This window comes from Limnohabitans sp. (assembly GCF_044361645.1).
GTDB lineage: Bacteria > Pseudomonadota > Gammaproteobacteria > Burkholderiales > Burkholderiaceae_C > Limnohabitans_A.
The window spans coordinates 1-7,488 of sequence record NZ_JBIKIL010000155.1 but is presented as its reverse complement, the minus strand read 5'-3'; the positions used below and the strand labels follow the sequence as shown (position 1 = coordinate 7,488).

At 59.5% G+C, this 7,488-nt stretch carries 5 protein-coding genes and 1 pseudogene; 1 reads left to right on the top strand and 5 read right to left on the bottom strand.

What is annotated here, in order from left to right; all coding sequences use genetic code 11:
• Positions 1-108: 108 nt before the first annotated feature.
• The 5 genes from ACIQ39_RS17610 to ACIQ39_RS17590 all read right to left on the bottom strand — a co-directional run bounded on the left by ACIQ39_RS17610 (position 109) and on the right by ACIQ39_RS17590 (position 6,848).
• The gene (locus ACIQ39_RS17610; RefSeq protein ID WP_396435888.1) at positions 109-492 is read right to left on the bottom strand and encodes a DUF2237 family protein; all 384 of its coding nucleotides are present in this window, start codon (positions 490-492) and stop codon (positions 109-111) included.
• Positions 493-591: 99 nt separating this feature from the next.
• Entirely contained in the window at positions 592-2,631 is a 2,040-nt protein-coding gene (locus tag ACIQ39_RS17605; RefSeq protein ID WP_396435887.1) for a M3 family metallopeptidase, read from the bottom strand.
• Positions 2,632-2,726: 95 nt separating this feature from the next.
• Positions 2,727-3,578 (bottom strand): bifunctional methylenetetrahydrofolate dehydrogenase/methenyltetrahydrofolate cyclohydrolase FolD, encoded by an 852-nt coding sequence (gene folD / locus ACIQ39_RS17600; protein WP_396435886.1) that lies wholly within the window; start codon positions 3,576-3,578, stop codon positions 2,727-2,729.
• A gap of 107 nt (positions 3,579-3,685) precedes the next feature.
• Positions 3,686-4,312: a response regulator transcription factor gene (locus ACIQ39_RS17595; RefSeq protein WP_396435885.1), complete on the bottom strand. Its 627-nt coding sequence runs from the start codon at positions 4,310-4,312 to the stop codon at positions 3,686-3,688.
• A 28-nt stretch (positions 4,313-4,340) separates the two neighbouring features.
• The gene (locus ACIQ39_RS17590; RefSeq protein WP_396435884.1) at positions 4,341-6,848 is read right to left on the bottom strand and encodes a PAS domain S-box protein; all 2,508 of its coding nucleotides are present in this window, start codon (positions 6,846-6,848) and stop codon (positions 4,341-4,343) included.
• A gap of 168 nt (positions 6,849-7,016) precedes the next feature.
• Between ACIQ39_RS17590 and aceE the strand changes: the two are divergent.
• Positions 7,017-7,488, top strand: a pseudogene (aceE, locus tag ACIQ39_RS17585) (pyruvate dehydrogenase (acetyl-transferring), homodimeric type); the annotation flags it as partial.

The following is a 7,488-nucleotide window of genomic DNA, read 5'->3' as shown; positions in this document are numbered from 1 at the left end:
ACCTAAGTGATTTTCATCGGCAGAAAATTAATCAACAGGAATAGGTTCGAGAAATGGTCTGTAGCGCGTTGGCTGTTCGTGGTGCGAACTCTCAAGCATTGCCGCTGCTCAGGCCCCATTGCCGTCGGACCAAGCCTTGGACTGGAGTTGCGTCAGGCTGACAAACGTCAAGGCCCGCGCATGTGTGCTGGCCAGCACCACGGGCGGGGCCACGCCTGCGCTGAGGGCTTCTTGCCAGCGCATGGCGCACAGGCACCAGCGGTCACCGGGCTTGAGGCCGGCGAAGCGGTGCTCGGGTCTGGGCGTGATGAGGTCGTTGCCACGCGCCAATGAAAAGTCCAAAAAGGCTTGTGTGACTTTGGCGCACACCACATGGCTGCCCACGTCGTGCTGGTCGGTGTTGCAACAACCGTCGCGGTAGTAGCCGGTGAGGGGGTCGTAAGAGCAGGGGACCAATGCGGTGCCCAAGACATTCAAGGCGTTTTGGCTCATGGGTGTTTTGGCGTTTTGCGTTGGGCGTATGGCGTTCAGCGAAGAAAGTTCAGCGTTGGACGTTGAGCGTGAGGGGCAAGCTTGTGGGTGGCCCGCGTTTCAAGCCGCGACCATGCCTTGGTGTCTCAACAAGGCCTCCAAATTCGGCTCGCGGCCCCGGAAGGCTTTGAACGATTCGAGCGCTGGGCGGCTGCCACCGGCTTCCAAAATGGCTTGGCGGTACTGGCGTCCGGTGGCCACGCTGGGCGTGCCGTCGGCGGCGGCGGTTTCTTCAAAGGCGGCGTAGGCGTCGGCGCTCAGCACCTCGGCCCATTTGTAGCTGTAGTAACCCGCGGCGTAACCGCCAGCAAAGATGTGGCTGAAGGTGTGCGCCATGCGGTTGAAGGCAGGCGGGCGCAGCACGGCCACCTCGTCACGCACCTGCTGCAGCAGCGGCATGAAGTCTTGCGCCGGGTCGTGTTCTGAGTGCACCAGCATGTCGAACAGCGAGAACTCGATTTGGCGCAGGGTTTGCAAGCCGCTTTGGAAGTTTTTGGCGGCCAGCATTTTGTCGAACAAGGCGCGCGGCAAAGGCTCGCCCGTGTCCACATGCGCCGTCATGTGGCGCAGCACCGACCATTCCCAGCAGAAGTTTTCCATGAACTGGCTGGGCAACTCGACCGCGTCCCACTCGACGCCGCTGATGCCCGAGACGTCGCGCTCGTTCACCTGCGTGAGCATGTGGTGCAGGCCATGGCCAAATTCGTGGAACAGGGTGATCACGTCGTCGTGGGTCAGCAAAGCGGGCTGGCCGTTCACGCCTTCGGCAAAGTTGCACACCAGGTGCGCCACCGGGGTTTGCAGAACGCCCGTGTCGGGGCGCTGCCAGCGGCCGCGCACATCGTCCATCCACGCGCCGCCGCGTTTGCCCGCACGGGCTGGCGGGTCCAGGTAAAACTGCCCCACCAATTGGCCGTCGCGTTCGATGCGGTAAAAGCCCACGGCGGCGTGCCACACCGGCGCTTGGTCGGGGCGGATGCTGACTTCAAACAGGGTCTCGATGATCTTGAACAAACCGGCCAAGACCTTGGGCGCGGTGAAGTACTGCTTGACCTCTTGCTCGCTGAAGCTGTAGCGGGCTTCTTTGAGTTTTTCAGACAGATAGGGCAGATCCCAGGCGTTCAGGGGGCCCGTCAGGCCCAATTCTTGAGCGGCGAATGCGCGCAAATCGCTCAGGTCTTTTTCGGCAAAGGGCCTCGCTTTGGCGGCTAGGTCGCGCAAAAAGGCCATGACTTTTTCGGGCGACTCGGCCATTTTGGGCACCACCGAGACCTGCGCGAAGTTGTCAAAACCCAGCAGGCGGGCTTCTTCTTGACGCAGGGCCAAAATTTCTTGCATCAAGGGGGTGTTGTCCAAGTGCTTGGCGTCGTCTGGGGCTTGGTCCGAGGCTTGGGTGACATAGGCTGTGTAGAGTTGTTCGCGCAAAGCGCCGCTGTCGGCGAACTGCATCACAGGCAGGTACACCGGCATCTTCAGGCCCAAGCGGTGGCCTTCTTGGCCCTCTTTTTGTGCGGCATCGCGGGTGGCTTGCAGCACATCGGCGGGCACGCCTTGAAGCTGCTCTGCGCTCACATAGAGCGCAAATTGCTCGGTCGCGTCCAGTGTGTTTTCGCTGAACTTTTGGGTGATTTCGGCCAAGCGTTCTTGGATGGCGGCGTAGCGTTCCTTGGCCGCGCCTTGCAACTCGGCCCCACCCAGCACAAAGCTGCGCAGGGCATTGGTGCGGGCTTGGGTTTGTTCGGCGTTGAGGCTCTTCGCGTCGATGGCCTTGTACTTGGCGTACAGGCGCTCGTCGCTGCCCAGGCGCGTCCAGAACTCGGTCACACGGGGCAGGGCGGCGTTGTAGGCGGCACGCAACTCGGGTGTGTCGGCCACGCTGTTGAGGTGACTGACTGCGCCCCAGGCCATGCCCAGTTTTTCGGTGCTCACGTCCAGGGTTTGGGCGATGGCTTTCCAGTCGGCCGGGAAGTGGTCGGCGGTGACCAGGTCCAGGGCTTTTTCGGCGTCGGCCAGCAACACGTCCACAGCCTGAGCGACGTGCTCGGGAGCGATGCGGTCAAACAAGGGCAGGCCGGTGGTGTCGAGCAAAGGGTTGGTCATGGTGTTCCTACAGGTTGGCGTTGGGTGGGCATGTGAGGGCAGAGCGAGGGTTGAGCTTGCGGGTGGTGGCTTGGGCGCAGGCCGGTCAAGACACTTTACTTGGAGGCGCGTTCGGCGGCTTCAAGGGTGTTGACCAGCAGCATGGTGATGGTCATGGGGCCCACGCCGCCGGGCACGGGGGTGATGAAGCTGGCCACTTGTTTGACGCCTTCAAAGTCCACATCGCCGCACAGTTTGCCCGCGTCGTCGCGGTTCATGCCCACGTCCAGCACCACCGCGCCGGGTTTCACCATGTCGGCGGTGAGCACGTTGCGCTTGCCCACAGCCGCCACGATCACGTCGGCTTGCAAGGTCATGGCTTTCAGGTCGGGTGTGGCGCTGTGGCAAATGGTGACGGTGGCGTCTTTTTGCAACAGCATCAGGGCCATGGGCTTGCCCACGATGTTGCTGCGGCCAATGACCACGGCGTGTTTGCCACGCAGATCGTAGCCAATGCTTTGCAGCATCTTCATGCAGCCGTAGGGTGTGCAGGGCCAAAAGCCGGGCATGCCGGTCATGAGGGCGCCCGCGCTGGCGATGTGAAAGCCGTCCACGTCTTTGGCGGGGCTGATGGCCTCAATGACCTTTTGTGCGTCGATGTGCGCGGGCAAGGGCAGTTGCACCAAGATGCCGTGGATGCTGGGGTCTTGATTGAGCGCCTCGACTCGGGCCAGCAAGGCCGCTTCGGTCAGGCTGGCCGGGTATTTCTCGAGTACCGAGTGCAAGCCACTGTTTTCACAGGCTTTGATTTTGTTGCGCACATACACCTGGCTGGCCGGGCTGTCGCCGACCAAAACCACGGCCAAGCCGGGGGTGATACCTTGGGCCTTGAGGGCTTGGGTACGTGCGGTCACTTGTGTGCGCAGTTGTTGCGACAAGACGTTGCCGTCGATCAGTTGAGCGGTCATGGAGTCGGGTTTTGCAGGGCGGTGAACAGGAAGAGCGTGGTTTTGGCGGACCTTGCACAATGCAAAACGCCCGGCAAGTGCGGGCGTTGGACAGCAGGGCAATAGGCTCAGGCCTTGGGGGCGTTTTGGCCTAAAGCGATTTTCAGCAGGTCAGCGACGGTGTTGGCGTTGAGCTTTTCCATGATGTTGGCGCGGTGTGCTTCCACGGTTTTGATGCTGATGCCCAGGTCGTCGGCGATTTGCTTGTTCAGGCGGCCGGCCACGATGCGTTCGAGCACCTGGGCTTCGCGGCCTGTCAATTTGGACAGCAAGGCATCGCGGCTGGCCGCTTGCTGAAAGCCGGCAAAAGCCTCGCGGGCTTCGTCCAGCATGCGCTCGACCAAGCTGAGCAACTCTTGTTCTTTGAAAGGTTTTTGGATGAAGTCCATCGCGCCTTTTTTCATGGTGTTCACCGCCATGGGCACGTCGCCGTGACCAGTGATGAAGACGATGGGCAGGGGCGAGCGGCGCTCGATGAGCTTGTCTTGTAAGTCCAGGCCTGTCATGCCGCCCATGCGGATGTCGGCAATCAGGCAAGCCACTTCGCGGGGGTCATAGCGGCTGATGAAGGATTCTGCGCTGTCAAAGCAGCGCACGCGGTAGTCTTTGCCTTCGAGCAACCACTGCAAAGAGTCGCGCACCGCTTCGTCGTCGTCCACGACATAAACAGTGCCTTTTTTCGGTATCAAGCTCATTCAGTTGCCCCGTTGCTTTGTAGTGTGGTCAAGCGGTTTCGACCGGAATCCAAAAGGAAAAACGACATCCCATAACTTCGTCGGCATTGTAGAGGTTCTCGGCCGTGATTCGGCCTTGGTGCGATTCGACGATGCTGCGGCACAAATTCAGACCAATGCCCATGCCTTCGACCTTGGTTGAAAAGAAGGCTTCGTAGACCCGCTCAATGTCTTCGGGCGGCAGGCCTTTTCCGGTGTCGATGACTGAAAACTCGACCACCGATTGGTGCTCAATTTGCTTGGGCACGATGCGCAACTCGACTTGGCGTTGGTCGGGCGGGCGCTGGGCGTTGTCGATCGATTCGGCGGCGTTTTTCATCAGGTTGATCAGCACCTGTTCAATCAGCAACGGGTCAACCAAAAGCTGCGGCAGCCGGGCCGCTATGTAGTGGCTCAGGCGAACACGACGCCTGCGCATCTCGATCTCGGCCAACTCCAAAGATTCACTCACCATGGAGGAGACATCAGAGAGCGTGCGGTTGGGCTCACTGCGTTTGACAAAGCTGCGTATGCGCAAAATGATTTGCCCGGCCCGGTGGGCTTGCCTGGCGGTTTTTTCGAGCGCCAGCAGCAGGTCTTCTTCCTTGACTTGTTTGGACTGGATGCGCGAGATCATGCCGCTGCAGTAATTGCTGATCGCGGTCAGCGGTTGGTTCAGCTCATGCGCCACGCTGGAGGCCATCTCGCCCATGGTGATCAGGCGGCTGGCGGTTTGGGCGCGCTCGGCTTGTTGGGCGGCCAATTCTTCGGCTTGGCGGCGCGGCGTGATGTCGCTGGCGATCACCATTTGCGCCAAGCGGCCGTCGGCCCAGTTGATGTAGCGCGAACGCACCTCCAACCACTTGCCCAACTCAGGGACAAAGATTTCAGAGTTTTCTGATTTGGCCACAGACATACCCAATGTGGGCAGCCCCATCATTTCGTCAACGTCGTTGGCCGCCTTGGCGCGCTCGACGGCGTCGCTGGCACCGGCTTGCTCGACCAAACGCAAATGGCCCTCTGTGTTTTGCTCAAACCAAAGGCGGTACAACTTGTTGGCAAACAGCAACTCTTGGCTGCCCAGTGGGGCCACGGAGACCGAAGCGTCCAAAGCCTCCAGCACGATGGTGAAGCGTTCATGGGCACTGGCCAGTTGGTCACGGATGCGGTTGGGTTCGGTGATGTCGGTCATCGAAGTCATCCAGCCGGTTTGTTGCCCACTGGCGTCGATCAGGGGGGAGACATACATGCGTGCATCAAACAGCTGGCCGTTTTTACGCTTGACGCGGACTTGAAAGCCGCCAGCGGAGTGTTGTCCACTGATTTCTTCTTCCAATCTGCGCATCAACAATTCGCGGTCTTGGTCAGGCCAATACGGAAATGGTGCAACAGCGCCCACCAAGTCGGCCTCGCTCCAGCCCGTCATTTGACAAAAAGCCGGGTTCACGTAGGTGATGCGGCCACGCAAGTCCAGCGCACGCATGCCCGTGACCATGGAGTTTTCCATGGCCCGGCGAAAATTGGTTTCGGCCACCAAGGCTTTTTGGGCCTGCAACCGACGACGGGTGTGTCGCCAGTTGCCAATCAGCATCCAAGCGGTCATGACGCTGAGCACGCTGACCAACCAAAACAAACCGCTGCCAACCAGCCCTTGTGAGGTGCGCCAAGCTTGTGCGCGCAAAATCAAATCGTTGCCGACCGGTGATACGGGCACTTGGTAGCCATTGTTGGGTTGGTCAATCTCCGACCAAAGACTCCAAAGTGCCACACGCTCAGGAATGCTTTGCCCAGCCAACAAACGGCCGTTGCCGTCTTGCAGCGCCACAGCGTATTTGGCCAGCACTTCGGTGGGTATGCCGTAGCGCAGCAAACCCTCCATGCTGTACTCGGCCAACACCACGCCGCTAAAAAGACCTTGGTCGTTGGTCAAGGGTGTGTGCAGTTGCAGCACCGACATCGAGGTGTCGGGGTCGGCCTCTTTATCGAGTTGGCCATAAATGGGCTGCATCAGATCGCGCGCCAAACTGAAGTGGCTTTCGGTTTCGCCGATTTTCAGCACCAAGCCCGTACGCAGTTGTTGGTTGGGCGACAAACTCGAGACGCTTTGGTTGGCCAAAATGCGGCGACGGTCATCGATCCAAGTGAGGGACAAAAATTCGGGGTATTGCTGCACCAAGGCCTCGGCACGCAACAAAAATTGTTCCGTCCGTATCTCTTTGTTTGACACATCGCGGGCCAAACGCATGACTTGTTCTTGGCGCTCCAGCAAGCGCAGCCGCAAGCGTTGCTGCGCATATTCCACATCGCGTTTGATGGCTTCTTGCTCACGCTCGGTTTCCTCAACGCGCAGGTACCAAAATGCACTGGCAATGGCCGCCAAAAACAAAACCACGGCAGCCACTGGCGCCAAGTTGGCAAATCGGTCTTGGCGGTTGGGCGACTGGCTGCGCCACCAGGTCAACCACCAAACCCAAGGCCCAAGCTTTCTCACCACCGATGTTGCTTTGTTCAATTCCATGGCGCAAGTTTAGGTGACGGTGCAAAGCCACCTGCCCTTGCCCCGTCAATGCGTCGAGCAAAAACCGTCAAATTTTCACTATGCGAAACAGGTGCGCATAATTTGAAATTAAATGAAATTTATGTAAAAATTCCTGGCTTAACAAGACCCACACCTGAGGAGACAAGAATGACAGCGGCAACACCACAAGCACCTGCGCGCGACACAGATGCCCTAGAAACCCGTGAATGGATGGACGCGCTGTCTGCCGTGATAGAAAAGGCAGGCCCTGAACGCGCCCACTTTTTGCTCGAAGAGTTGCTGGAGGAAGCCCGCCAGCACAGCATCGACTTGCCGTTTTCGGCCACCACGGGCTATGTCAACACCATCGAGCCCAACGAAGAGGCGCGTTGCCCCGGCAACATTGAGATTGAAGAGCGCCTGCGCGCCTATATGCGCTGGAACGCCATGGCCATGGTGGTCAAGGCCAACCGCCACAACCCCGCCGACGGCGGTGACCTGGGCGGCCACATCGGCTCCTTCGCTTCGCTGGCCCACATGTTTGGTGCGGGTTTCAACCATTTTTGGCATGCCGAGAGCGAAAACCACGGCGGAGACTGCCTCTACATTCAGGGCCATGTGTCGCCAGGTGTCTATGCCC

Bases quoted from the DNA above. Each gene is read 5' to 3' on its own strand.
- ACIQ39_RS17605 (WP_396435887.1), bottom strand. From the start codon at position 2,631: ATGACCAACCCTTTGCTCGACACCACCGGCCTGCCCTTGTTTGACCGC.
- ACIQ39_RS17595 (WP_396435885.1), bottom strand. From the start codon at position 4,312: ATGAGCTTGATACCGAAAAAAGGCACTGTTTATGTCGTGGACGACGAC.
- ACIQ39_RS17610 (WP_396435888.1), bottom strand. From the start codon at position 492: ATGAGCCAAAACGCCTTGAATGTCTTGGGCACCGCATTGGTCCCCTGC.
- folD (WP_396435886.1), bottom strand. From the start codon at position 3,578: ATGACCGCTCAACTGATCGACGGCAACGTCTTGTCGCAACAACTGCGC.
- ACIQ39_RS17590 (WP_396435884.1), bottom strand. From the start codon at position 6,848: ATGGAATTGAACAAAGCAACATCGGTGGTGAGAAAGCTTGGGCCTTGG.